Source organism: Tengunoibacter tsumagoiensis (assembly GCF_003967535.1).
Classification (GTDB): domain Bacteria; phylum Chloroflexota; class Ktedonobacteria; order Ktedonobacterales; family Ktedonobacteraceae; genus Tengunoibacter; species Tengunoibacter tsumagoiensis.
Genome location: NZ_BIFR01000001.1, coordinates 3,771,381 through 3,796,407, shown reverse-complemented (window position 1 = coordinate 3,796,407; position 25,027 = coordinate 3,771,381). Strand labels below are relative to the sequence as shown.

Below are 25,027 nucleotides of genomic sequence, written 5' to 3'. Positions count from 1 at the left end.
ATAATAAATCTTAGGGCTAGTATAACATATATTTTTAAATAAAAAGGCCTTATATGATATTTATTGTACTTAAATAGAATTAGTCATATATTTGCATTTAGAACGATTGCTAATTTATGTATGCCACTAGGAATTTCGGCTATGAGGATGTTAGAGACTTGAAAGTCCTTTCAGAACACGTTACAATAGGGCCTGATCTTGCTGATCGTAAGATCAAACAAGTTCAATATTTTGATTAGCGTATTTGTCCCTGTCAATAATACGATGTAATGGGGATGGTCGCTGATTTTCTTTTTGATAAACACCATGAGGAAGGATTTTCCGAGATGAAACTTAGCGGAACACATAAATTCAAGGGTGCTACATGTGCCCAGGTTTTTCGCACCGTTCTCAATCCCGAAGTCTTGAAGGCCAGCATTCCTGGCAGTAATTCGGTTGCTTACAGTAGCCCAACCAGCCTGCGTGTAGAAATCTCCCCATCCATCCCCGGTTTACGTGGACCTTACAGCGTCGATATCAATATCGTCCGTGCTCAGGAGCCGAATTTTCTGGAACTTCAGGTTGCTCGCCAGGGCCGTGGTGGTTCGATCAACGCGACGGCTCAGATCACTCTGACAGCTGAGGCTGATGGCACACAGCTGAGCTATGAAGGAAATGCTGACCTCGATGGTACCATTGCGATGCTCAACAATCCGCTGGGTCAGGGAGCTGTTAAAAGCGGCTTAAATAGCTTCTTTAACAATATCGAAAAGCACATTGCCTAGCCTAAATGCTGCTTATCCAGTGACGAGAGACGAGGCTGGCATCTATAGATGCCGGCCTATTTTCTTATCTCTACTGAAAGTATCTCGTTTTATGCAGCTACTATCTATGTTGATAGACAGTAAGTAGATCACTGATTGGCGTTGCTCGGAGCCTGAAGGTGTGTTTTCAAGCAGGAGAAAAACTGCTCAGTCAGTTTCTCCGCCGTACTGTTCATTAAGCGAGCTCCAACGCTGGCCAGGGTTCCACTGACGATCACATGAGCCCGCCAATCCATCGTTGTCTGATCGGCTTCAGCAGGCGAGAGGGTCATTGTGCCCTCTAATTCAACTGCGCTACCAGGTGCTTTGCCACGTCCTTTTACAATCATCAGATCGGGTCTGCGCATCTCTGGCCGTACAATATCCAGTGTAAATTTTGCTTTTACAGGGCCAATGCCCACTGAGATCAGAGCTTTCCAGTGTTCAGGTTCAATCTCTTCAAGGCTTTGAAAACCGGGAACGCATTCCGCTACTTTATTGACATCCTCTAAATATTCCCAGACGATCTGTTGAGGAACGGTAATCGTTTGTGTACCAGAAAATTCCATCTCGCTTTCCCTTTCAACAAGATTATGCGCTACTTTGCCTCCATTCAAAAAATGCTCAAAACAGGTGTTATATACGATACGCTTTTTTACGCTTCATAGATGCCTTCCTAACAAAATATTAACAACATGTTCAGCACTACGATCGATGGTCCAGATCTCCATCCCATAGCGCAGACAAAATTGGATAGCGGGATAATTGCTATTCTGTAACTGAGTTGCCATTCCGTGGCACTTTTGATGGCGTGACCAGTCTAAGGAGCAGTCAAACAAGAGCCGATCTAGCGCATAACGACGATAGTTGCGCCCAACGATCATTCCTTTGATGATAGTTAGTGAGCGCTGCTCATCAATGGTCATCCAGATCCCGCCAGCGATCGTCTCGTCAACCAGGGCGCAAAAACCACCTTGACACTGTTGTAATTCATACGTGATCTCGTTCAGGTCATTTTTGCGACCACGATAGCTTTGATAGATAGGCGGGTCAATGGGCATCTCCATGAGCTCCAGCATAAAACTAGAGCGTGGCTTTGTTCCAGTAAGTCCTCGTTCATCGTTGGATTGTAAGCGATTATCGGTCAAAACTGCATAGATGCGATCAGTCTCAGAGAGATAATCAAGCTCAAAAAGCCAGGGAGCATCATTGCTATGGATCGCACGTACAGCAATATGAGGTTTTCCTTCTTCCATCACAGCACCTCCATTTGCAGAGCTACATGATGCTCGTTCCAGGAGAAGCGGGAGGTGGTATCCCGCCAGATGAATTACCACTTTTCATCTTTTCACTTTTGTGAGAAGAGAGTGATCAGGTCTACTGGAGCACCAGACCCGATGCATCGCAATAGTGCGTTGAGATGCATCGGGCATCAGCAGATCAGGCAATGTTAGTAGACAGGTCACGTATAGTTACTTAAGGGTGGAAAAAGTATGACCAGCGGCCTGAGCACCCAGGCAGGCCGCACCAACGACCCCCGAGAAATCACCAAGCTTAGCACGTAGAATCGGCGTCTGTCTGGCCGGGCCCGAGAGCGCAGTTGTACGTGCTCGATGGGTTGCAGTCTCGTAGAGGAGATCCACGGCCTCCACGACACCACCGCCCAGGATAATTGCCTCGGGATTATAAAAGTTCAGAATCGAACCCAATGCTACGCCAAGATACTGAGCTGCTGCAATAATGGCCTCGGTAACAAGTTCATCTTTTTGTTGAATGGCTGCTGCCAGTACGCCAGAACGAATAACAATATCACCATCTTTGAGGAGCCCTAGCGAATCTTTGGAGAGGACTGATGGTCTACCATGATGTATCTCGGCCAGAATAGCCTTTGTAATCGCCGTCCGAGATGCATAAGCCTCCAGACAACCACGCCCACCACATCCACAGATGCGTCCGTCCATCTGTACAACCATGTGACCCACTTCACCAGCCGTTCCAGTCAGGCCTGTATACATAGTACCATTTTGGACAATGCCCGAACCAATTCCTGTTCCAACAAAAATACAGATAAAGTTCTTATAGTTTTTGCCAGATCCATAGATTGATTCCCCAAGGGCTGCAACCTCAACATCATTGCCAACGGCTACAGGGGTATTAAAGCGTTTGCCAAGAATCTCTCCCAATGGCATATTATGAATGCCCAGATTAGGAGCATCCAGTACGACGCCAGCTTTACGATCAATCTGACCTGCGGCGCCAATGCCAACGGCTACGAGCTCAGTCCCTTCGGGCAGATTGGCAGCCTCAAGCGCAGCAGTGGCAAGTTCAATAGTGCGCTGAGAAACGAAGTCCTGTCCACGTTCAGCACGAGTGCGTTTACGGGCTGAAGCAATCACCTCACCAGTTGTGATATCAATCAGAGCAGCCAGTGTTTTTGTGCCGCCTAGATCGATTCCCAGGGCGTATTTGGGTTTTGGCATGACATTCCTCATTTCTTAAATGGAAGGCTTAATCCAGGTTGCACATCTAGATCAAAACCATGTCTTTCACCCAGAGCGAGGTGAAAGAAGGCCGCGCTGCCAATCATCGCAGCATTGTCTGTACAAAAATCTATGGGAGGATAGCTCAGACGAACCCCCAGCGGCTTGAGCTCTTGTGCCATACGCTGGCGCAGACTCAGATTCGCTGCCACACCACCAGCCAGGATCACTTGCTTGACCCGAAATTCTTCAGCAGCCAGTCTGGTCTTGACGGCCAGTACATCAACAATTGCTTCCTGAAAGCTAGAGGCGAGCAGGGCTACGTCGAGCTCACCATGTTGAGCAGCCTGCTCCCCCATACGCGTATATTGAGTCACCTGTGTAGCGGCACGCTGTTCCGCAGGCATGGATCGAGAAGCTCCTTCAGCTAGATTGAGCATAGCGGTTTTGACTCCACTAAAACTAAAATCATAGGTGCCTCGAATCCAGGCTCTGGGCAGGCGATAGGCCTTGCGAGCTTGATTTACAGATTTCTGTTGCTGAACATATGCATCCTCAGCCTGTTGCGCCATTTTCTGAATGGCGGGTCCACCAGGATAGCCAAGTCCAAGAATGCGCGAAACCTTATCAAAAGCCTCGCCAGCGGCATCATCACGCGTCTGCCCCAACAGTTCATAGCTCCCATGCTCATGTACCAGGACCAGTTCGCTGTGAGCTCCTGAAATCACGAGAGCCAGTAGTGGAAAAAGTGGGTCTCCCTCTTGAACACGCCAATCAGTCCCTACCAGTTGACCATCCCCCGCACGCAACCAGTTCGCATAGAGATGAGCCTCTAAATGATTGACTCCAATAAACGGAAGCTTCTGCGCAAGTGCCAGAGTTTTTCCTACTGTCAGGCCGACCAACAAGGAGCCAGCCAGGCCAGGGCCATACGTAGCGGCAATGGCATCAACCTCCTCCCAGCGACATGAAGCTTGCTGCATAGCTGCCTCAATGACAGGAATGATTGAGGCGATCTGTTGGCGAGAGGCTACTTCAGGGACAACTCCTCCGTAACGATTATGAATATCGATCTGTGAGGCCACCACATTTGAGAGGAGATAGCGTCCATCTCGGACCAAAGCAGCCCCAGTCTCATCACATGAACTTTCAATACCAAGTATAAGCATCTCTTCTTCTCTTCCCCAAACAACGCTACTCAGCTTCTAATTTTTGCAACAAAGTCTCTTTTAAGGCAAGATATTTCTGCTTATAATTGGGTGAATTAATCTCATCAGTCCACATGATGAGAGCATCTTCTTGATTATCACTATAATAACGGTGACGGAGACCGGCTTCACGGAAGCCATATTTCCGATAGAGATTCTGTGCAGTATAGTTAGAGACCCGGACCTCCAGTGTCACCCATTTGGCCCCGATCGTATACGCAATATCGATCAAGCTGACAAGTAGAAGCTCACCAAGACCACGGCGACGAACATCAGGATGAGTCGCAATGGTAGTCACATGAGCTTCATCGACCATGAGCCAGAGGCCGGAGAAACCAATAATTGAAGCCAGATCTGGCGCTGGGACGGTGGCGGCGGGACGGCCTGGCAAGAGCGAGAGCGGAAACAGACGATTTTTCCGTGGTTTCTCAGGCTCCTGAGGTACAGCCGTACGTTCTTCCAAAATGTGCTTATCGCGTAAGACGATGTAATGCGCCCAACGATTATCCTGGAGCTCCTTGCGATAGGCGCTAGGAGGCCAGGTCGAAGGGTAGGCTAGACGCTCGATCTCGATCACGCGAGGCACGTCCGACATCGTCATCTTATCAATGACGTAACGCACCCTCTTCCCTTTCTGTCGTGTGCGGCCCTATAGGAGGCTGACCTCCCAGTAGAGGCCGCTTTCGAGTACTCGTCGTAATAGACGGACGTCGTAAATAAAGTGGTTCAAGTGTATGAGGATCATCAGACTGTCCCCGCAAGATGCGTGTCTCTGCCAGACGTGCCAGCACCGAGGCGCGGCGACTGGCAGCAACTCCACTGATAAAGGTGATTGGTGCGGGCCAGTGCTGCTGGAATGACTGTCTGGAAACCGCACGAATTTCGCCAGAGAAACAGAGCTCTGTTGCACCTCCATCTGTGAGCTGTTGAAGAACTGCTAGCACTTGTTGTGGGGTACCCAGTTGATAATCACCTATCTGCACTAAAGCTGGTTCTTCCGTTGGAGTGACAGTCTGCCAGCGATAGAAGCCTGTATAGAGCTCTGAACGACCTGCTTCCAGTGCTGTGCAGAGAAGTGCAGAGTTATTATACAACTGGTGGGCAGCGATAATCTCCAGGGTACTGATCCCAATCAGTGGTTTTTGCAGGGCAAAGGCAAGAGCCTTGGCGCTGGCCACAGCTACCCGGACTCCATTAAAAGAGCCAGGACCAGTCGCAACTGCAATGCCATCGACATCGGGTAAGGTGAGATGACAATCAGTAAAGAGACGCTCGATGCGCTCTAGAAGCTCGACACTATGGTTATTTGTCGAGCTCCATGAATATTCAGCCAGCAGATCAGTCGTTGTACACAGAGCAATGCTGGATTGGTGAGTTGATGTATCAAGAGCGAGCAGTAGCATAGGTATTCTTCTGAAACTGCCGTAGCAGTTGACAATAGTGCGCACCTGCGGCATAAAATGCCAGGGAGCGCTGATCCTCAAGTTGTGTCTGGAGACGGATGACGAGCCGTTCAGGAGGCCAGAGCTCGGCAGCTTTATCGGCCCACTCGACGACACTTACTCCTGTTCCATAAAAATACTCTTCAAAGCCTAGATCAAGAATCTCCTCTGGTTCGTCCAGACGATAGAGATCAAAATGATAAAGTGCCAGCCCCAGGCCCGCCTGAGCAGGGGTCCAATACTCTTTGAGTAAAGTAAACGTTGGGCTACTCACTGTTGAGGTAATCTGCATCCCTCGCGCCAGCCCCTGGGTAAAGGTTGTCTTTCCTGCCCCCAGGTTCCCATCGAGCAAGAGCAGTTCACCCCCTGTCAACAGAGCTCCAAGCTGACGAGCATACTCTTGAGTCTGCTCTGCACTCTGACTGATCAGCCTCAATGAAGCATTCTCCAGGCCAGCTTCGTTGGCTGTCAGCGTAAACCAGGCGTCACTCACTCAATCACACTCCACTTTTCTCGTATATGTAGAATGAACGTTATCTCCAATTGCCCCTATTACGAAGCAGTCAGACAAAGATTTCGCATTCTACACACTCTCCTCTCGTCTTCATGTGTGGATACCCCGGCCTTCAGGTATGGGGAGGAAACACCCACTGCTGAAGGCAGAGCATTTTTGAATGGGAATGCTCAAACCCCTGGCCGGGTCTGGTCAAGTCCAGGCTTGAAGAACACGAACAAATGTCGCCCCATCTTCAAGCCCCGCCATTGAGGCGTGGGGTACTTGACTGATCTGGGAAGAGTTTTTTCCAATGTCCATTAAGTAAGCTACCATAGAAAAGGGAAGCAAACAAAACAGGCAACGGTGCAAATATTATAGCATAATTCCCTCGTGCAAGGACACCAGCCTGACTCCTCTTCTGCCAATATACACGAATACAAACCGGGGGAAGCTCACTATGGTATAGTATACAGAAAAATGAATGTGGCGCTTGCCAATTATCTAGAAAAAAACAAGGATTTCTTTATGGTCATGCATTCTCTTCCTCTTGAGCGTGCTCGGCTTGCCCTGGAAGGGCTCTCTGTGGGCGACGCCTTTGGTGAGCGCTTCTTTCTTCCTCAAGAACAGTTTGATATTCAGATTCAGACGCGTCAGCTTCCTCCGCCCATCTGGCGCTATTCTGATGACACACAGATGGCTCTTTCAGTTCTCTGGGTCTTACAGCAGCACGGACAGATCAAGCAGGCTCAACTTGCTGCCAGCTTTGCAGAACACTTTGATCCCTCTCGAGGTTATGGTCCAGGCGCCCAACGATTGCTCCGTTCTATTCGAGAAGGTCAGAATTGGCAAGAGGCTTCTTCAAATATGTTTGAGGGTCAGGGTTCACACGGCAATGGCGCAGCAATGAGGGTGGCTCCAATAGGAGCATATTTTGCCGACGATCTGGAGCGAGTTATATTTGAAGCGGCTCGCTCCGCAGAGATCACTCATGCTCATCCTGAGGGCATTGCCGGGGGGATTGCCGTGGCTGTGGCTTCGGCTCAGGCGTGGCGCCTGATGCAATCTGGAGAACGCCCAACGCGCTCGGCATTTATTGAGCGCGTCGTCCCATTTGTTCCAGTCGGCAAAGTGAAGGCCAGACTTCTCTGGGCCAGTCAGATTGCAGAAGCTACTCCAGTTGAAACCGTAGCTAAGATGCTTGGTAATGGTATCCAGATCTCGGCTGCAGATACGGTCCCTTTTGCTTTATGGTGTGCTGGAGAGCACCTGGATAATTATGAAGAGGCCCTCTGGCTAACTGCTCAAGGGGGAGGCGATGTCGATACCACCTGTGCTATTGTGGGAGGTATCGTTGCGCTTTATAGCGGCAGAACAGGTATTCCCCCTTTCTGGCTACAGGCTCGCGAAGCTTTACCTGATTGGCCCTTTACTTTTCAGTAAAAAGGACAGCTGGTGATGATAAGCCTTTTTCTGCACTAATAGCGATAATGTTAATATTTTATTAAAAAAACAAGGTAAGCCTTTTTCATGCTTTAAAAATAAAACAAACACTGGTATAATCAAGAAAATTTGTTCTGGATAGTTGTTGGAAAGGGATGATGCTCGGTGGAAGAATCCGAACAAAAACCAGGAAGTGCACAGCAATACGATTCAAGCCTGAAAGATTTTATTGAGCTGAATGCAGCTCTTCTCATTCCTGAATTAGTTCCTGGTGCTCAATTTGAACGTTCAATAAGTGTTGAGCTGATTCGTCCTGTCATTCGTGCGGACAAGGTTTTTGTCATCCGCTACAAAGGTGAAAGTTACATTTTGCATATTGAGATCGAAAGTCGTTCTCATCCTGAAATGCCAGCCCGGCTCTTGGCTTATAATGCTATTCTATATCATGACCAGAAATTACCAGTCCGTTCATTACTGCTGTATCCATTTACGGTTGAGTCGCCAGCCAGGTCGCCTCTCGTCGTAAAAATGGAAGAGCAAATGCTCATTACATTCCACTTTGATGTGTTATCATTGTCAGAGTTGGATGCCCAACGCTTTGTTGAGCAGCAGAAGCGCGAATTATATCCATTATTGCCAACTATGCAAAATGTTACCCCACTGCTGATAAAGCGAGCAATGGAAGAGTTAGTTGAGGTTTATCAGCATGATGAGGCAACATTATCCAAACAGTTTGTGTGGATGGAACTGTTATTAGACCGGACAACCACTATTGGTGATCTGGATAAAGGATTGATTCGGGAGGTGCTCAAAATGTACGACAGTTTGTGGGATGAGAATCCTCGTATCCAAAAAATGGTTCAAGATAAGCTCAAAGAAGGGCTTCTACAAGGATTGAAGGAAGGACTTCTAAAGGGACTTGAAGAGGGACGACAAGAGGGACGGCAAGAGGGACGGCAAGAGGGACGGCAAGAGGGACGGATGGCAGGGGAGATTGCTGCAAAAAAAGCAGTAGTCGTTAAAATTGCCCAGGCGCGTTTCCCCCGACTTTCAGAGCTTTTTCAGCGCCATGTGAATCAATATGCAGATAGCACACAGTTAGATGCGTTTATTCAACAGCTGATTGTGACTCCAGACGAAGATTCAGCTCGTCGCTTATTGACGTTACCAGAGGATTTCTAGTTTTTTCATGCCTGGGATAGGCGTATTCCAGGTAGTGTTACGAATATGCAAGGATAAGAGACATTGTTTCACCTTATCCTTGCATATTCTATTCATGCCGGAGGTTACACAGTCAGATGGACATCGTAATGCCAGGGCTGTGGCGGTGTCTCCTCAAATTGACCAAGGGGGTCGGCTGCGCGGATAGTGAGGACACGAGCCTCGCGATTGGGTAAAGGTTTGAAACGCGCATTTCCCTGGTAGACAGCATTGTTGGGTCCACTTGCCAACTCGGGACGAGCAAGCAGCATACCTCCACGTTCACCAGTCCATTGGGCACCAGTATTATCTTTTAAAAAGAAGATGATCCGAGGCACAAAAGAAAATCCCGCCATCAATGGAGGGCGAATCCATAGATAATGAAGCTCAAAGTAATCTTCAAAGTAGTGTAACTGATGTAGAATAAGCGTCATCCCCTGTTGTTTCTGCTCTATCTCGAGTGTAATGCTCCGTGTAGGTTCCGCGCTGTGTGCTGGTCGCTCAAGACCAAGAGCTTGTGGAGCCGCAATGACTACAGGGGGACGTGAGGCCAACTCGAGAGCCTGAGTCGAAAAAGGTGTAGGGTCATGCAGAATATCATTACAGATTTGCAGGCATTCGTCACAGATATAAGCAGCTCCAGGTCCAGCAATCATGCGCCGGACCTCAGAGGTGTGGCGTCCACAGAACGAGCAGCGAGCCAGTGATCGATCGAAACTCATGCCGATTTCTCCATCAAGATAGTGCCAATGAGACGTTTACTGCATCTCTGGCATTGCGTAAGGCGGCAGCGGCCTCAGTATGCAATCCCAGCCGTTCTAAGATGGAGGCATGTGCCTCCCATTCTAAGCGATCATCTAAAGGAGTGAGCAGGCTGCTAGCAAGGTCCGATTGGAGCTCAGGTGAACTGGTGTGGTCATCCTCAGTATCAGGATGGAACTGACCATTGAGGCTCCCAGGTTCGCCTGGAGATGTTCCCTGACCATATTTTCTACGCAAGGCCAACTCTATTAAGTGGTCAGCAAAGTGCGGATTTTTTGGCAGGAGCGATCCATGGAGATAGGTTCCAAAAGCGTTGCGATAGACAGCTCCTTCATTTCCATCCTCTGCATTATTGCCTGAACCTTTCAGGACTCTACCTAGAGGGGGAGTTGTGCCGAGATAGGTGCGACCGCCATGATTTTCAAACCCTACGAGAGTCTGATCATTCCAACGCAATGCAATATCTCCAATGCAGCGCGGAGTCTGCGCTCCTTTATGAATGGTCCAGGCGTCAAAGACGCCCAGGCCGCGCATATCCGGCCCCTCAGCAGGACGGTAATAGTGAGCCAGCAATTGATAGCCCCCACAGACCGCCAGGACTGGCATGTCATCTTCGATCGCTGCCCAAAGTCCTATGCCCTTCATTTCATACAGATCCTGGGCGACAGGAGCCTGTTCTTTATCCTGTCCACCACCAATAAAGAGGAGATCATACTCATCTGGGGCCAGTGCATCGCCTACCCCCAGGCCAACAATTCGCAGATTGATGCCCCGTAGCTGGCAACGGCGTTGTAGGGTGAGAATGTTTCCTCGATCACCATACAAATTAAGCTGATCTGGATACAAGTGGCCCAACGTTAGCGAGCGTGGTGCGATTGTCTGAATCATGCGTTGCCCCCTTCCCAATAGTGCGGTGTCAAACCACGCTGTTCTAACTCACGATGTACCTCTAGTAAACCTGTATACGTGGGAACTATGAACAGGGTTTCACCCAGAGGCGTCTGATCAAGTGCCTGATCAATAGCATTTTTGATGCCATAGCTGCGTATACCAGCCTCCGTCGCCTCAGACGGTATTTTTTTGTTGCGCCTATTGGCTCGATTTCTGGCAGCCAATTCATTCTTCTCTGCGCGTAAGGGCTGCGGTGGGATAATCTGAATCTCATCCTGGGCTATGCCCGCATATTTAAGGCGAAGTGCCAGATCAAGAGCTCGTGTACCTGCTACAACGAGGCTCTCCGTACGTCCTCTTGCACGCTCAAAATCAACATCCCAGATCCAGGAAATATCTTTCCCGTCGGCAGTGTTGTCGTTTAAAATAAAAAGCACATGGCGGGGAACTTCATCTGTAAAGAGGGTGCGAAGCACTTCATTAAAGCCGGTTGGATTCTTTGCCAGTAGGAGCCGCATTGTTTTTCCGTTGGCCTGTACACGTTCACCACGTCCAAAGACTGGTTTCGATTGTTCGATGCCACTGACAATCGGCTCCCAATCCATATCCAGAGCCAGGGCCGCTGTTGCTGCTGCCAGGGCATTATAGATATTATAGAGTCCCGGGAGAGGAACGACTAATTCTTGCGTATACAACGGTGTCTGGATCTGTAAGCGCATCCGATCGAAACTATCAACCTGAACCGAGCTGGCTGCAATATCTGGTTGGGGGCGTTCTAATCCACAGTTTGGGCAATGATAATGGCCCATGTGACTATAAAAGCGAGCTTGATAGATGAATTCGCCTCCACAATGGGGGCAGGTGCGAGCATCCATCACCTGATGTCGTTCAATGGAGCTCTCTTGATGAAGCGTGTCTAATGCAAGATCATTGATGCCATAATAGAGTACGCGACCAGCAAAGTTTCGTCCTAATTGAGCAACAGCTGGATCATCAGCATTTAAGATGAGCGTTGTCGTTGCAGGTAAGCGATGAATTGCCCGTTGCCAGAGGGTCAGGACGCTATCAACCTCGCCGTAGCGGTCTAGTTGATCACGAAAAAGGTTGGTAAAGACGGCGACACGTGGTTGAACAGAGCTTACAACCTGCGGAAGGGCGGCCTCATCAACCTCAAGGATTGAGATGGCTCGCCCAGATCGACGCAGATGGCCGTTTGGTTTGGCTCGAATAACCAGTGAACTGGCGACACCGCCGGCTAGATTTGAGCCCTCACGGTTGTTCCAGACACGTAACCCTCCATCACGTAAGATCGCTGCGATAAAACTACTGGTTGTGGTTTTGCCATTGGTTCCACTAATGACCAGACTGCCATGCTCGAGTTCAGAGGCAAGGTGCTCCACAATCTGGGGATAAACGCTTTGAGCCACTACGCCAACAATGCTCGTGCCACCACCAAAGCGCAGACGGCGGCTGACGGCTCCTGCCGTACGACCTGCCATGACTGCGAGACCAGCGCGTAAGGGGCTTCGGCGGCGTCGCTTTGCCTGCGCTTGTTTTTTTTGTGGAGGGGGAGGCGAGGTGGGCTCCATCTGATGCTCGCTGGCTGGCTCCTGGGCTTCGGGCGAGATTGACTGAGATGGCTTCGATTTTCGCATGCTATTCCTCCGCATCGGCGCTTCTGCTTCTATCCTCTATAGTAGATGCTATGCAGCATAGCATGCAAGCCTCATGGGGTCAAGTCTAAGGACTTTTTGAACATGCAAAGTCATATCTTCTCTCTTGTCCCCATTTGACAAATGGGGGTAAGATGCAGATACGTTGAGACTGCCATTGCAAGGATCGCATTCGTCCTGTATAGTTAAAAAAGAGCGTAAAGAACAGGTGTATTTAGTACCTGAATTAGCAAATGGTAAGGCGTTCAACAGGTAAAGGGAGCAATGACGAGGCTCAAAGCTTTGAATAGATGTAGTAAGAGATAGAATACCACCTTGCAAACATATGCTATTCTATCCTGTAAGATATAGATGATCTCTTCTGCGAATTGTTAGTAGTAAAAAGGTCAGGGAAAGTTTGATGGCGAAAAAACTAGTTATTGTCGAATCACCTGCCAAGGCAAAAACAATTGAAAAGTTCCTTGGCCGCGATTTCGTCGTTCTGGCCTCCATGGGCCATATCATGGATCTCCCTAAAAAAGGGCTTGGCGTCAATACCAGGAAGGATTTTACCCCTCGCTATGAGGTGATTGAGAAAAAAGATAAGCTTATTAATGAGCTAAAAGCCGCATCTAAACGCGCTGATGAAGTCTATCTGGCTCCAGACCCCGATCGTGAAGGGGAGTTCATTGCCTGGTCTCTTAAAAATATTCTTGGTCTTCAAAATCCGCATCGAGCAGTCTTTAATGAGATTACGAAGGGTGCTGTTCAGGAAGCAATCCGTAAGCCTCGGCAGATTAATGAAGATCTCTTTAATGCTCAGCAAGCTCGTCGTGTTCTTGACCGTCTGGTTGGCTATAAAATTAGTCCTCTTCTCTGGAGACGCATTCAGTCGGGGACGAGCGCTGGCCGTGTGCAGTCGGTGGCTCTCCGTCTGATCTGTGACCGTGAGGCAGAGATTAAAGCGTTTGTGCCCGAAGAATATTGGACGATTACTGCTCTTCTCAGCAAACAAAAGGATGCTCAACGTTTTGAAGCTACCTTGATCTCACGCTTGAAAGATATTGCGGCTGTTACTTCTGAGGAACTTGAGCGGGAAGATGGAAGTAAAAGCGATGAAGTCGTGAAAAGCGCAAAGGCTGAGAAGGGACGCATCAAGATCAGCTCAAAAATTGAGGCCGATGCAATCCTGGCGGAGCTAAAAGGTGCCAGCTATAAGATTCTGAAGTACGATGAACGTGAGCAGCGCCGACAGCCTCCGATTCCTTATACAACGAGTACTATGCAGCAAGATGCCTCGTCTCGTCTGTACTTCAAACCGAAAAAGACAATGAGCCTGGCGCAGCAACTTTATGAAGGTATTGAGCTTGGCGAACGTGGTCATCAAGGCCTCATTACCTATATGCGTACCGATTCTACGCGCATCTCTGAAGAAGCTCAAAGCAAGGTCAAGGCCTATATTGGAGAAGAGCATGGTCAGCCTTATGTAGGTCTGGGACGCACAGGGAAAGCGAAAGCGACGACTCAGGATGCACATGAGGCTATCCGCCCAACTGATGTAACCTTGACGCCTCAGATTGTTAAAACACATCTTTCACCTGATCAGTTTAAACTCTATAACCTTATCTGGCGTCGCTTCGTCGCCAGTTTTATGACTGCGGCTGTCTTTGATACTGTGCGTGCAGATATCGTTGCCCAGAACTACGTTTTCCGCGCTACTGGCTCAAATTTGAAGTTTCCAGGCTTCTATGCGGTCTGGCCCAGAGAGGAAGACGAGAAGTTGTTGCCGGTTATGCAAGTGAATGAACTTCTGGAGCAGCATGGTCTTAAACCTGAGCAACACTTTACACAGCCACCCCCTCGTTTTAGTGAGGCCAGCCTGATTAAAGAGCTTGAAGAACAGGGCATTGGACGCCCAAGTACGTATGTCCCAATCATCAGCACAATCCAGGATCGTGGGTATGTCGATCAAGAGCAGCGTCGCTTTATACCAACCTGGTTAGGTGAGACAGTCAATGAGGTCATGAATAAGCATTTCCCCAATATTGTGGATACTGGTTTTACCGCTTCAATGGAGCGCCAGTTAGATGATGTTGAAGAAGGACGGCGCGCCTGGACTGAGTTCCTCAGCAGTTTTTATGGCGATTTCAAGGTCTCAATGGAGAAGGCCGAGGCTGAGATGAATCGGGTCCAGAAACCACTTGAGGAGATGGATGAGGTCTGCCCTGATTGCGGACGTAACCTCGTCATTCGTACTGGTAGGTTTGGTCGCTTTATCTCCTGCTCAGGTTTTCCCGAATGCAAATATCGCCGCTCATTTATGAATAAGACAGGTTCCCACTGTCCACTCTGTCAGGGAGATCTTGTGGAGCGCAAGACACGCCAGAAAAAGAAGATCTTCTATGGTTGTGCAAATTATCCGACCTGCAATTTTGCAATGTGGGAGAAACCTACTACCGACCTCTGTCCAAATTGTGGCGGCTTGATGGTCATCCCGAAAGTAGGACAGGACCCTGTTTGCTATAACGAAGTGATTGCTCCTCAACGGAGTGTGAGTGAGGAACCACAGGGTGATGGAACGATCGTAAAGAAACCTGCTACACGCAAACGTGTCACCAGTAGCTCCGAAGAAGGGAAAACAACCACCCGCAGAACAGTTCGCAAAACGTCTCCCGAAGAGAGTGGTAAAAAAACACGAGCTACAAGCAGACGTACCAGTGCAACGACTACAAAGGCGACTAAAACGGTTCGGTCAACAAAAAGTGTGGCAACAAAAAGTACTACACGCAAGCAGGCTGTCAAGAAGGTGGCTACAGCGAAAAGCGGTACAGACGCAGTGCAGTAGAGGATGATGCAGAATACTATGCAATATGGTTGAGTAGATTGTGCTATAATCTTAGGATAATCTGACTCTTCTATCATTCGGTATTATCATAGGTTCTGCAATAACGGAGGATGCTATGCCGCACGCAGTGACGCTGATCCCCGGAGACGGAACTGGGCCCGAAATTGCTGAGGCGACCCGTCGTGTTTTAGAGGCAACTGGTGTACAATTCACCTGGGATGTATGCCAGGCCGGGGCCGAAACACTCGAGAAATATGGCACTGTTCTGCCTGATGAAGTGATTGAATCAATCAAACGGACCGGAGTGGGACTGAAGGGACCAATTACAACGCCTGTTGGGAAGGGGCAGCGGAGCGCAAACGTTGCCTTACGCAAAAAATTAGATCTCTATGCCAACTTGCGCCCTGCCAAAACCTACCATGGCCTACGTTCCCGTTATGAAAATATTGATCTGATTATTGTCCGTGAGAATACCGAGGATCTTTATGCCGGCATTGAATTTCAGCAGACAATGCCGGAGTATGAAGAACTGATCGAATTAGTTGGGCGCACAACAGGTCATCAATTGGATCCCAACTCGGCTATGAGTATCAAATATATCTCAGTTCTGGCTTCCCGCCGAATCGTCAAATTTGCGTTTGACTATGCTCGGGCCAATGGTCGGCGTAAAGTTACTGCGGTCCATAAAGCCAATATCATGCGTCTTTCGGATGGACTCTTCTTGTCTACGGCCCATGAGGTGGCCAGGGAATACCCGGATATCCACTATGAAGATCGCATTGTCGATAATATGTGCATGCAATTGGTCCAGAAACCAGAGCTCTATGATGTCCTTGTGCTCCCCAATCTCTATGGCGATATTATCTCTGATCTTTCGGCTGGCTTAATCGGTGGACTGGGTGTCGCACCAGGAGCCAATATTGGGAGTCAATACGCTGTCTTTGAGCCAGTTCATGGAAGCGCACCAAAGTATGCAGGGCTTAATAAAGTTAATCCGATGGCAATGATGTTCTCAGGAGTGATGATGCTTCGCCACCTGGGTGAACGTGAGGCGGCTCAACATCTAGAGTTGGCTCTGACACAGGTCCTGGCTGAAGGTCGTTCGCTGACCTATGATCTCAAACTACGGCCCGATGATCCCACTGCGGTTGGTACGTCACAGGTTGCTGATGCCGTGATTGATCATTTACAGCGGCTGATGTAAAGAATGGTGGATGAAGAAGAGAGCAAGCTCGAGCTTGCTCTCTTTGTGTACAACGACGATGATTGACCTCTGTGTGACAATACTTTCCTTGAGTTAGAGGATAGGTTGATCTTTGAAGGTGTCAGGGCTAAAATTGTTGACGTCCTCGTTTGTCTTTTCAACACGGACAACCTCGATCGAACATTGAGCGATCAAAGCGCCAAGGACACCAATTGCAGCCCAGATAGGGGCAAGTACAACTCCAGCTACACCAATGGTTAAGGGAATCTCAAGAATCGTGCGACCATCTTGCTTCAGGATGATGCGGCGGACATTTCCCTCATGAACCAGCTCTTTGACCTTGCTTAACAACTGTTCGCCAACTACCTGGAGCTCTTCAATACTATAGCCCTGTTTCTGTTCAACATTATTTGTATTAAAATCTTGTGACATACCTTTATACTCCTTATTTAGCAACATTTAGCAACGTTTAACAACGTGTAATTTTAATAAAATGTCCTTCACTTACAAGAACGAGATTGTTTCTGCACAATCAAATTATTGCTTGCTTGTCCAGTGTGTCAGTTCTCATCCTTGTGGTTCAGGATGGTTACATATGGTATACGTATTCAAGGCTCATCAAGTTGAAGCAGATTGTCACAAAACTGTCTCTATAAAGGTTTCTTCCCCAAAAAGAGGTATACCTGTGCATTGTTGCGGGCATCTGTTATGATGAGAGTGCAGATAGAGATACTTAGAGGTAGAGAATAATGGCGTATTTTTTAGCAAAGACAGATCCTGAGACCTATTCAATTGATCAATTTGAGCGCGAGCAGACGACCAACTGGGATGGAGTACGAAGCGCCCAGGCATTACAAGCCATCCGTGCAATGCGACCAGATGATCGTGTTTTGATCTATCATAGTATGAGCGATGCAGCTCTAGTCGGGGTTGCACGCGTCATCTCAGATCCTCAGCCCGATCCAGATGACAGCAAAAGTTGGATTGTTGAACTGGCCTTTGAACAGCGTTTTCCTACACCAGTGACTCTGAAAGAGATCAAAGCTACCCACCTTTTCGATGATTGGAGTCTTGTTCGGCAGAGCCGTTTATCTACAATGAATGTACCTGAGAAGTTTGTGAAGTGGTTGGAAGAACAGTACATGCTCGTATTATCATGAGTCTGTCTGCTTCTTGCGCTCCGCGCTCACCTTATGAGTACGAGTGGCAAACGAACCAGACTTCCCTGAGGTAAGAGGAGGGAAGCGACATAATGCAACAGAGATTAAGCTGGCGTCTGGTTATGAATAGATTATCCTGGATCGTCCTTCTGTTGGGTGGCTTCTTAGCGCTTGGAGTCAATTATGGTGAGTATCTTCTTCCTCTTAGTTTTGCGACTGTGGCGGGTTTCCTCTTCTTCAGGCAAGGCTGGCATTCGTTACGAGCGTTCTCTGCTGTTGTGTTGCTGGCAGGCATTGCGCTTGGGCTAAGTAGTCATACCTATTTTCTCTCTATTCTCTTGCTTTCCCTGGCCCTGTGCTCGTTTTTGAATATATTCGTAAACTTTACCAGGCATAAATTGCTAATGAGCCTGCATGTCGTGATCTGGCTTATGGCCTTTGCCGTTTTGTCTGTCTCGATGGGTGGGGGGATTTTAGCACTTTGTGTTGCATTGGGTGTCAGTTTTCTGCTAGAAAAGGCTATCAAGCCCCTTAATAATGCTCTGGCACGTCGCTCGGGAGCACTAAGACCTCAGGAGCAGCCCTATTACACACCGCCAGTTCATACGCCATCATATCAAACATATGGACAGGGATATCAGGCTATCGTACCTCAGAAGCGAGCCCAGGAAGCATCAGGTGCTCGCAATACTGAAGAGCCAGGCGTGCAGAGCTATGAACTTCCTCAAGCGCAGTATCCAGTTCTTCCTCCTCCACAATGAATAACACATGCAGTACAATAGAAGCAGAGAGTACAGCAAAAGGATAGGAGTCATTAAACAATGGATACAAGCGCCTGGTGGTATATTGATGGCCAGTGGGTTCATCCTCATGAGGCAAGCCTCTCAATCAATGATGTCGCAATCTTACGTGGTTATAGTGTCTTTGAGTCACTAAGAACGTATCATCGCCGCCCTTTTCATCTCCATGAGCATCTCCAGCGGCTCTACCGCTCAGCACAACTCATTGAATTAGAACTTCCTTATACGCCAGAGTTTTTTGCGCATCTTATTCAACAAGTGATCGAGCGCAATGTTTATGAGCATGCCTCTTTACGTCTTCTGGTTACTGGTGGTGAGAGTGAAGATGGGATTATGCCAATCGGTAAGCCAGTCGTTGCAATTCTTATTACTGAGCTGCCAGAGCGAGATATGGAGCGTTTTGCTCGTGGCGTGAAACTTATTACCACCTCTTTGCAGCGTATAACACCCGAGGCAAAGACCTCAAATTATATCTCTGCAATTCGCTCGCTCAAGACGGCACAGAAACAGGGAGCTGGTGATGCACTCTATGTGAACGAACAGGGACATGTCTTAGAGAGTACGAAAAGTAATTTCTTTGTATTTCGGGGCGATACGCTTATTACCCCACGTGAAGGTGTGCTCATCGGGATTACCCGTAATATTGTTTGTGAGCTTGCTCAGGGACGTTTTGCGCTGGAAGAGCGCCCGATCTTGTTAGAAGAACTGGGTCAGATTGACGAAGCTTTTCTTACTTCGTCCTCCAGAGAGATCACCCCGGTAGTACAGATTAATGAGCTTTCCATTGGTTCTGGCCGTCCTGGTCCACGTACGAGCGAATTGGAGCAGCTGTTTATCGAATTAGTAGAACGTGGAGACTTCTAAGTGTACAAAAAACCATCCAGGTAGAGTAGTCTCTATCTGGATGGCTGGCATAAGCGTCATCAAGATGAATAGTTTGTTTCACCCTAGGCGGCTCCTCCAACAGGGAGGCGTTGCCGTTCACGCAATATGCGTTCTACTGCTGTCCGTAAGCGAGCTTCACTGCGTGTTCCAAAGCCAGGTAATTGACGAATGGTGTGTTGTTGCAGAGCGGTCCATAATTTCTCAATTGAATCGATTCCTAATTCATCATACAGGCGAAGCGCTGTATAGGTTCCAATATGTTCGATTGACATAAGGGTACGAACTCCTTGAGGAATTGAATCCCAGCAGAAGCCATTCTGGAATGTCATTGTCCCTGCGCGCACTAATTCAGCAATACGCGAGCGGAGTCGATCACCAAGGCCTGGAATAGGGAGGGACTCACCACGGGCCAGAATATCTGCGGCAGGCTCTGAGAGGTTGAGCACTCCACGGGCAGCATTACGATAGGCCTGGATACGATATGGATTAGCCTGTTGTGTTGTCAGCATATCGGCGATACTTGCGAGCACCTCAGCAATCTGGCGATTCGTAACTTTAGGTGGGATCGCCATGTCCATCTCCATCCCAGGTAGCGTAGGTTGGAGGGAGCGTTTACGACGGCGAGCAGGTGCAGAAGGCATAATCTGGATGGTCTGAGTGATTTGCATGATACTCATGAAAGATGCTCCTCTTCTTTTTAAGAAAAAAGTTGAAGAATAGATGAAGAAGAACTACGAAGAAAAACATCATCACAATAGAGCGCAATATTTCTGTGGAAATCATGTTCTAATTATAGCACAAAAGTCCTTCTTCGTCAATCACAATGAGTTGCAATGAAGCATGATGCATTGTGGTATACGCTATCTTGATTTCATATTGACTCCTCTATCTATTCTTTTTTGATTGACTAAAAGTGGAAAGATGCAGGCATATAAATGCACGAGCAGAAGATAATTCAGCGCTGTCGCCAGGCTGGCCTTGGCCACCCTTCAGGCAGTCCAGAATCGATTACAGGTGGTTTATTGCATCTGCTATGGAAAGTTCGGACCGAACAGGGATCATTTGCAATGAAAGTACTCAATCCTGAGATTATGCAGCGACCAGGTGTGCGAGCTACTTATGAGCTCTCAGAGGAGGCTGCATCTGCATTTGCCGAGGCAGGGATTCCAGCAGTTACTGCATTGTCAATTTCCGGTAAGTATGTACAAGAGTTAGCCGGAAGCTCTTGTTTGATCTTTCCTTGGATAGAGGGGAATACTCACTCCTCCCAGGCAACTCCACCAGATCAAGCTTATCAGATCGGTTTTTTGTTGGGACAGATGCATAAAATGAACATACACATGCCAAAAATGCAGCCTTTGCAGATTGAAAGGCTTTTAGAACAAAGATGGGCCAGCATCATAGATAATCTTGAAACAAAAGATACGATCTGGGCAAGAGAAGTTCAGCAAGCATATCCTGAAATACTTGAGTGGATTGCGCTTTTTAATCGATCAGTGCCAGCACTAACTAGTATGCAAGTAATCAGTCATCGGGATCTGGATCAGAAGAATGTCTTATGGCAAGATGCTCAAACGCCATGGCTGATTGATTGGGAGGCCGCCGGGTATATCAATCCTACATTTGAAATTGTGGATGCTGCGTTAAATTGGAGTGGAGTTACAAGTGGTGTAGTAGTGGAGCAATCATTTCGAGCTGTTCTAGAAGGCTATCATGTTGCAGGTGGTAAGCTTGTTATTGATGCTGAGGATGCGCTGGCTGGGAGCTCTGGGAACTGGCTACGATGGTTGTACTATAATCTTCGCCGAGCCAGTGGAAGGCTTTCTGTTTCAGTTGCCGAGCAAGAGCTGGGGATTGGTGAAGTCCTCAAAACTCTGGCAACTTTGCGCTTGCTCGTTGCCCATCGTGAAGATTGGGCTCAATGGGCCAGAGAGTAGATGTTCATGAATGGTATTTATCACCCAGCATGAAAACTTCGTGTTCAGAAGAGAGAAAAATTTCGATTGACAGCCATACTATCATTGTTGCTTGTTACTAACTTCGACCAGGTTTCCTAAAACAGCTTTGCTGGTATCTATTTTTGTTTTCATGCTTGCAAAGCACATCCAAATAGAGGCATAATTGAAGTGACATTATAGCCACTATTAAGAGGGTATAAATAGATGGGATATCAAGCGAAGCTGGTCGGTCAAGATCCGCTCAATTATTTCTTGCAGCATGCTACTGGTGAGCAACATTTACAAATAGCTGATGTTGTTCTACGTACAAACAAAGATCCCAAAGAGATCTTTGCACATCTGATTCGTGTAGCGACGAACAGTAAGTGGAGTCATTCGGCAATTCTCTATCTTGTGAGCGATCCCTATCGAGGCTATAACAATACATTTTTAGTTGAGGCCAAGACCAGAGGAATCAATCTGGCAAGCTGGCGCAATGAGGTCGTACCGTTCGAACAATTTACAGTAGGGATCAAACGCCCAATTCTGGATTGGTATAAGGAGACTCCTTACGAGCAATCGCGTCGTGATCCTCAGGATGCTGAAGACGCGCATGGTATCAGTTACCTTCGGCATGTGCGGGGAATTGCTTTTGATCAGATTAATGGACTTTATGATAACAAGACCGTCTATGAGCTCAGTGCTTTATACGCTCAGCGTATAGCCAGGCGACATTTGAGTGCTCTTCCACAGGTTGCTGATGCTGCAGGAGCGATTGCTGATTTCTTTCGGAAATGGGATGAAGCAGACGATTCAATTGCCTCAATGCATCAATTAATCTGTAGTGGTCTGGTACAATATAGCTTCTTTGAAGCCTTGCGTATTCGGATTAGCAATGCGATGGCGATTCCTGAACATCGTGAGGCTGCTATGAGCAATCTCCAGAATATGGAGCGCATCCTCTTCCGAGAAGATCCTGATGGTATCCTCAAGCGCTATATCCAGCAGGTACAGGCGGGCCAACTTTCTATTGCCGATAAAACTCCTGAGGATGTACTTGATCTATTGAAGACAGCAACTCCTGCTGATTTCAATAATAGTTCTCATCTCCAATGGCGCTTTGTCATTAATAAAGGGGCTATCTGGGAGATCCTGCCCGCTGCCGATAGCTACCAACCTGAGAATGAAGAGGAAGCTGAGGTACTGGAAATGTTAGGACCAGAACATCACCCCTTCAAGAAGTGACAGGAACAGGCTGAGATAAGGGTCCTGGCCTCTTTTTTTTGTTTAGTTACCTGTTTGTTAGTGTCTTGATAGCTGGTTGATAGTTGAAGTTATTGTATCTATGCTCCGATTAGGGTACACTCTCCTCAACGAAGAAAAGAGTAACAAATAGTTGTTGATCCGATGTAGTCATTCCATGAACCTGAGTGCGTTGTTTATCTTGTTTGATGTCGTGGATCTCTTCATGGATTTGATGAGTGTACTTACCCCAGGAGGCGAAATTTAATGGTTCCTTCAGTTGTTATGACCGATGAATATATTATCCAGCTTGATCCATTGCAGGAAGATAGTCTCCGTTTTATCCATATCGAATCAAAGAATACATTTGTACTGACTGGTGCAGAAGCTTTTGATATGCTTTCACTGATGTATCGACATCAAGGTGAACTGCGAGCGATCCGTACTGGAAGCCCGTTCATCTAGTCCTCATCCTCTACAGTATAATTTTTCAACAGAAGAGGTTCCTGAATAGACTCAGGAACCTCTTCTGTTTTTCAATTTTCTCCCTTATTGAATTGAATGAAAAAAACGAGTGAAAGGTTGTAACGAGCGACCAGGAAGTGGACAGCTACACGGCATTGGTCTATACTAATTTTAAACTTAGCAAGAACCGCATCGTCCGCGCAGCTTGTATGTGGTTGGACGCGTTGCTTGTGCATCACTCTTCTAAAGAAGGTATTTCATGCCAGATAATCAAAATGTGCTCATTGTAGGCGGTGGCCCTGCCGGCCTGGCCGCTGCTGAGGCAGCAGCTAAACGAGGCGTGCAGACGCTTGTACTGGAGCGCCAGAATGAGATTGGGTATCCTATTCATACTAGCGGTGGGAGCTGGGTGCAGGATATGAAGGCGTTAGGGATTCCCGAACACCTCTATCACCCCATTCAAAAGGTTATTTTCCTTACACCTCATCGAGAAGTTCCTCTGTATTATAATCCAGCAGTGGCTTGTGTGGTTGATATCCGGGGCCTCTATCAGCATCTGGCGGCTCGTGCAGTTGCCGCAGGTGCCTCTATTCGTGTTCGACACACCGTCGAGCAGACGTTATTTGAGGATGGTCGGGTATTAGGTGTGACTGCCAAGACTCATGTGGGTGAGCGGATCGAGGTCCGCGCCGACGTCACGATTGATGCAAGTGGCGTAGCTCGTCATGTTGGTGTACGTACAGATATGGGCAAGGCTTTCCATCGCTATGGATATGGTGCAGAGTATGACCTCTATGCTCCAAACTATCCCCAGGACGAGTTGTATCTGATTATGGGGAGTGAATATGCGCCGCAGGGGTATGCCTGGGCCTTCCCTCGTGGTAACGGGCGTGTACGTCTGGGCGTTGGTGTTATTCATCCCGATAACGACGAAGATGCACGTGTCTATCTGGACCGCATCATGCGCGATATTCCGCAATTGGCCGAACGCTTTAAAGGTGCCAGTCCGCTAGAGTACCATACAGGCCTTTTCCCTTCCGAGGGTCCTGTGGAGCGCTTTACACGTGATGGTCTGATCCTGGCGGGCGATTCAGGTGGGCATGGTTCCACGCTTGTTGGAGAGGGTATTCGCTTTGCTATCTACTCGGGTCAGATGGCTGGAGAAGTGGCTGCCGAAGCCGTTAAGGCTGGTAACACTTCTGGTAGCTATCTTGAGCGCTTTGATAAGCGCTGGCGAGCTCGTTTTGGTCGTGATATGGATATCTCCTACATGATTAACAAGCATATTGCCCCCTATAGCGATGCCCAGTGGGATAATTCACTGGACCTGCTCAAGAGAATGACACCAGCTCAGTTGGCGCAAGCCCTGAGAGGAGACTACAGTGCCAGCCTGGTCATGGGAATTCTCGCCCGTAATCCTGGATTGGCAGCGCGTGGAGGAAAACGTTTCCTGGATCTTATGCTCGAGCGGATTAATAAGCCTGCCCCTACCTCTATCGAAGGCTCATTGTGAGTTCGCTCACTCCACCTATCTTGTCGTCAAAAGCAGCCATCATTGAAGCTGGCTGCTTTCTTTTGCAGCTGATACTTCTCTCACAATGTGCTTTTAGATGAATATTGTCTTCTGCAAGGAAGGATACGTATGAATAGGTGCACTGACTTGGGAATAGATCAGTAAACAACCGTGTTCTGATCAGTAAGAAGAGAAATCTAGAGACATCTTGCAACTATCTATCACTATCAAGGAGAAAATCGTGACAGCAGAGACGCCAGAGACTGAAAAGAAGATTCGCATGTATGCAACCACCTGGTGCGGCGATTGCCGCTTTGCCAAACGCTGGTTTGATGCACGCAATGTACCCTATGAATATATTAATATTGAAGAGAACGAGCAAGCTGCTGAATATGTCATGAAAGTGAATGGTGGTGCCCGTACTGTTCCAACCATTATCTTCCCAGATGGTTCAATTCTGGTAGAGCCTGATGCACGAGCCCTCGCAGCCAAATTCCCCACCGAATAGCTCGCAAAACCAACAAAAAAACTCCTGTTCCGAAACAGGAGTTTTTTTGTTGGTGCTTATATTGAACAAAAGTACCACTTTCTGTCTGGTGAAAATTGTATATTTTGAGCTTAGA

The 25,027-nt window shown here is 47.9% G+C and carries 25 protein-coding genes; 13 read left to right on the top strand and 12 right to left on the bottom strand.

Going from position 1 to position 25,027, the window contains the following annotated elements; translation table 11 throughout:
* The first annotated feature begins 326 nt into the window (after positions 1 to 326).
* On the top strand, positions 327 to 764 hold the full coding sequence (locus EL628_RS14925; RefSeq protein WP_161975521.1) for an SRPBCC family protein: 438 nt from the start codon (positions 327 to 329) through the stop codon (positions 762 to 764).
* A gap of 128 nt (positions 765 to 892) precedes the next feature.
* Here EL628_RS14925 and EL628_RS14920 read toward each other — a convergent pair whose 3' ends face one another.
* From EL628_RS14920 to tsaE, 7 genes are all read right to left on the bottom strand, one after another.
* The gene (locus tag EL628_RS14920; protein ID WP_126580721.1) at positions 893 to 1,351 is read right to left on the bottom strand and encodes an SRPBCC family protein; all 459 of its coding nucleotides are present in this window, start codon (positions 1,349 to 1,351) and stop codon (positions 893 to 895) included.
* A 93-nt stretch (positions 1,352 to 1,444) separates the two neighbouring features.
* The gene (locus EL628_RS14915) at positions 1,445 to 2,038 is read right to left on the bottom strand and encodes a GNAT family N-acetyltransferase (RefSeq protein ID WP_126580720.1); all 594 of its coding nucleotides are present in this window, start codon (positions 2,036 to 2,038) and stop codon (positions 1,445 to 1,447) included.
* A gap of 216 nt (positions 2,039 to 2,254) precedes the next feature.
* Positions 2,255 to 3,262, bottom strand: coding sequence for an ROK family protein (locus EL628_RS14910; RefSeq protein WP_161975520.1), 1,008 nt, complete (start codon positions 3,260 to 3,262; stop codon positions 2,255 to 2,257).
* A gap of 8 nt (positions 3,263 to 3,270) precedes the next feature.
* On the bottom strand, positions 3,271 to 4,431 hold the full coding sequence (gene tsaD, locus EL628_RS14905) for a tRNA (adenosine(37)-N6)-threonylcarbamoyltransferase complex transferase subunit TsaD (protein ID WP_126580718.1): 1,161 nt from the start codon (positions 4,429 to 4,431) through the stop codon (positions 3,271 to 3,273).
* Between the two features lie 25 nt (positions 4,432 to 4,456).
* Positions 4,457 to 5,092 carry a ribosomal protein S18-alanine N-acetyltransferase gene (rimI, locus tag EL628_RS14900; protein ID WP_218028925.1) on the bottom strand — a complete coding sequence of 212 codons (636 nt, stop codon included), beginning with the start codon at positions 5,090 to 5,092 and terminating at the stop codon, positions 4,457 to 4,459.
* Positions 5,076 to 5,873, bottom strand: a complete 798-nt coding sequence (tsaB, locus tag EL628_RS14895) for a tRNA (adenosine(37)-N6)-threonylcarbamoyltransferase complex dimerization subunit type 1 TsaB (protein ID WP_161975519.1) — start codon at positions 5,871 to 5,873, stop codon at positions 5,076 to 5,078. The genes rimI and tsaB overlap by 17 nt, the downstream gene beginning before the upstream one ends.
* Positions 5,854 to 6,405: a tRNA (adenosine(37)-N6)-threonylcarbamoyltransferase complex ATPase subunit type 1 TsaE gene (gene tsaE, locus EL628_RS14890; RefSeq protein ID WP_218028924.1), complete on the bottom strand. Its 552-nt coding sequence runs from the start codon at positions 6,403 to 6,405 to the stop codon at positions 5,854 to 5,856. Before tsaE ends, tsaB begins: the two co-directional genes overlap by 20 nt.
* A 528-nt stretch (positions 6,406 to 6,933) precedes the next feature.
* Here tsaE and EL628_RS14885 point away from each other — a divergent pair.
* Complete coding sequence (locus tag EL628_RS14885) at positions 6,934 to 7,848, top strand: ADP-ribosylglycohydrolase family protein (RefSeq protein ID WP_126580716.1); 915 nt, start codon at positions 6,934 to 6,936, stop codon at positions 7,846 to 7,848.
* A 165-nt stretch (positions 7,849 to 8,013) separates the two neighbouring features.
* Positions 8,014 to 9,030, top strand: coding sequence for an RpnC/YadD family protein (locus EL628_RS14880; RefSeq protein ID WP_126580715.1), 1,017 nt, complete (start codon positions 8,014 to 8,016; stop codon positions 9,028 to 9,030).
* Positions 9,031 to 9,134: 104 nt separating this feature from the next.
* Here the strand turns inward: EL628_RS14880 and EL628_RS14875 are convergent, their stop codons facing one another.
* The 3 genes from EL628_RS14875 to EL628_RS14865 are packed head-to-tail and all read right to left on the bottom strand — an operon-like array spanning position 9,135 to position 12,356.
* On the bottom strand, positions 9,135 to 9,770 hold the full coding sequence (locus EL628_RS14875; RefSeq protein WP_126580714.1) for a ClpX C4-type zinc finger protein: 636 nt from the start codon (positions 9,768 to 9,770) through the stop codon (positions 9,135 to 9,137).
* 13 nt (positions 9,771 to 9,783) lie between these two features.
* A complete protein-coding gene (locus tag EL628_RS14870) occupies positions 9,784 to 10,698 on the bottom strand; it encodes a type 1 glutamine amidotransferase (protein WP_126580713.1) in 915 nt (304 codons plus the stop codon).
* On the bottom strand, positions 10,695 to 12,356 hold the full coding sequence (locus EL628_RS14865) for a Mur ligase family protein (RefSeq protein ID WP_161975518.1): 1,662 nt from the start codon (positions 12,354 to 12,356) through the stop codon (positions 10,695 to 10,697). Before EL628_RS14865 ends, EL628_RS14870 begins: the two co-directional genes overlap by 4 nt.
* A 418-nt stretch (positions 12,357 to 12,774) precedes the next feature.
* Here EL628_RS14865 and topA point away from each other — a divergent pair, with 418 nt between their 5' ends.
* Together topA and EL628_RS14855 are read left to right on the top strand one after the other, a co-directional pair.
* Entirely contained in the window at positions 12,775 to 15,198 is a 2,424-nt protein-coding gene (gene topA / locus EL628_RS14860; protein WP_126580711.1) for a type I DNA topoisomerase, read from the top strand.
* Positions 15,199 to 15,313: 115 nt separating this feature from the next.
* A complete protein-coding gene (locus EL628_RS14855) occupies positions 15,314 to 16,402 on the top strand; it encodes an isocitrate/isopropylmalate dehydrogenase family protein (RefSeq protein WP_126580710.1) in 1,089 nt (362 codons plus the stop codon).
* 93 nt (positions 16,403 to 16,495) lie between these two features.
* Here the strand turns inward: EL628_RS14855 and EL628_RS14850 are convergent, their stop codons facing one another.
* Positions 16,496 to 16,834 (bottom strand): DUF4342 domain-containing protein, encoded by a 339-nt coding sequence (locus tag EL628_RS14850; protein WP_126580709.1) that lies wholly within the window; start codon positions 16,832 to 16,834, stop codon positions 16,496 to 16,498.
* A 317-nt stretch (positions 16,835 to 17,151) separates the two neighbouring features.
* Between EL628_RS14850 and EL628_RS14845 the strand changes: the two genes are divergently transcribed.
* The 3 genes from EL628_RS14845 to EL628_RS14835 all read left to right on the top strand — a co-directional run bounded on the left by EL628_RS14845 (position 17,152) and on the right by EL628_RS14835 (position 19,226).
* The gene (locus tag EL628_RS14845; protein WP_126580708.1) at positions 17,152 to 17,562 is read left to right on the top strand and encodes an EVE domain-containing protein; all 411 of its coding nucleotides are present in this window, start codon (positions 17,152 to 17,154) and stop codon (positions 17,560 to 17,562) included.
* Positions 17,563 to 17,654: 92 nt separating this feature from the next.
* Complete coding sequence (locus tag EL628_RS14840; RefSeq protein WP_126580707.1) at positions 17,655 to 18,323, top strand: hypothetical protein; 669 nt, start codon at positions 17,655 to 17,657, stop codon at positions 18,321 to 18,323.
* Between the two features lie 60 nt (positions 18,324 to 18,383).
* Positions 18,384 to 19,226, top strand: a complete 843-nt coding sequence (locus EL628_RS14835) for an aminotransferase class IV (RefSeq protein ID WP_126580706.1) — start codon at positions 18,384 to 18,386, stop codon at positions 19,224 to 19,226.
* Between the two features lie 83 nt (positions 19,227 to 19,309).
* Here EL628_RS14835 and EL628_RS14830 read toward each other — a convergent pair whose 3' ends face one another.
* Entirely contained in the window at positions 19,310 to 19,924 is a 615-nt protein-coding gene (locus tag EL628_RS14830; RefSeq protein WP_126580705.1) for a helix-hairpin-helix domain-containing protein, read from the bottom strand.
* A 258-nt stretch (positions 19,925 to 20,182) separates the two neighbouring features.
* Here EL628_RS14830 and EL628_RS14825 point away from each other — a divergent pair, with 258 nt between their 5' ends.
* The 5 genes from EL628_RS14825 (at position 20,183) to EL628_RS14805 (ending at position 24,912) form a co-directional block, all read left to right on the top strand.
* Positions 20,183 to 21,184, top strand: a complete 1,002-nt coding sequence (locus EL628_RS14825) for a phosphotransferase (protein WP_126580704.1) — start codon at positions 20,183 to 20,185, stop codon at positions 21,182 to 21,184.
* A gap of 225 nt (positions 21,185 to 21,409) precedes the next feature.
* The gene (locus tag EL628_RS14820; protein ID WP_126580703.1) at positions 21,410 to 22,429 is read left to right on the top strand and encodes a hypothetical protein; all 1,020 of its coding nucleotides are present in this window, start codon (positions 21,410 to 21,412) and stop codon (positions 22,427 to 22,429) included.
* A gap of 264 nt (positions 22,430 to 22,693) precedes the next feature.
* The gene (locus EL628_RS14815; protein WP_126580702.1) at positions 22,694 to 22,891 is read left to right on the top strand and encodes a hypothetical protein; all 198 of its coding nucleotides are present in this window, start codon (positions 22,694 to 22,696) and stop codon (positions 22,889 to 22,891) included.
* 259 nt (positions 22,892 to 23,150) lie between these two features.
* Entirely contained in the window at positions 23,151 to 24,404 is a 1,254-nt protein-coding gene (locus EL628_RS14810) for an NAD(P)/FAD-dependent oxidoreductase (protein WP_126580701.1), read from the top strand.
* Positions 24,405 to 24,645: 241 nt separating this feature from the next.
* Positions 24,646 to 24,912, top strand: coding sequence for a glutaredoxin domain-containing protein (locus EL628_RS14805; protein ID WP_245994101.1), 267 nt, complete (start codon positions 24,646 to 24,648; stop codon positions 24,910 to 24,912).
* Positions 24,913 to 25,027 lie beyond the last annotated feature (115 nt).